At 70.5% G+C, this 760-nt stretch carries 1 protein-coding gene; it reads left to right on the top strand.

Annotation, left to right across the window (positions count from 1 at the left end; translation table 11 throughout):
- Window positions 1–760: beta-ketoacyl-[acyl-carrier-protein] synthase family protein (locus tag Voc01_RS52650; RefSeq protein ID WP_203935344.1), on the top strand; the 760-nt coding region annotated here is incomplete at both ends.

The following is a 760-nucleotide window of genomic DNA, read 5'->3' as shown; positions in this document are numbered from 1 at the left end:
TGGCGCAGGAGCTGGGACTGTCCGATGTGGAGGCGGTGACGATCCCGACCGCCTGCGCCGCGGGGAACTACGCGATCGGGTACGGCTTCGACGCGGTGCGGTCGGGTGAGGTCGACTTCGCGCTGTGCGGCGGCGCCGACGCCATGTGCCGCAAGACGTTCGCGGGCTTCTACCGGTTGGGCACGATCGCACCCGACCTGGTGCGCCCGTTCGACGCCGACCGCAAGGGCATCCTCACCGGCGAAGGTGCGGGCGTGCTGGTGCTGGAGAGCCTCGGCTCGGCGCTGGCCCGGGGTGCGCGGATCTACGCCGAGGTCCTGGGCTACGGGCTCAACTGCGACGCCTACCACCAGGTCGCGCCGAATCAGACGAGCGTCGCCCGCTGCATGGAGCTGGCGCTGGACAACGCCGGTGTCAAGCCGCAGGAGGTCGACCTGATCTCCGCACACGGCACCGGCACCCGGGCCAACGACGTCACCGAGAGCCGCGCGATCCGCGAGGTGTTCGGCGACGACGCACCGCGGACGGTGTCGTTGAAGTCGATGCTCGGCCACACCATGGGCGCCGCGAGCGCGCTGGCCGCGATCGGCTGCGCGCTGGCGATCGGCCAGGGCTTCATCCCACCGACCATCAACCACCGCGACACCGACCCGGAGTGCGACATCGACTGCGTCCCCAACCATGCCGTCGACGCCGACCTGCGCGTGGTGCAGAACAACGGACTCGCGTTCGGCGGCAACAACGCCGTCGTCATCCTCGG

It is taken from the genome of Virgisporangium ochraceum, from assembly GCF_016863655.1.
GTDB classification, from domain to species: domain Bacteria; phylum Actinomycetota; class Actinomycetes; order Mycobacteriales; family Micromonosporaceae; genus Virgisporangium; species Virgisporangium ochraceum.
Note: the sequence above shows the minus strand (reverse complement) of the source record. Positions and strands in the feature narration are given on the sequence as shown.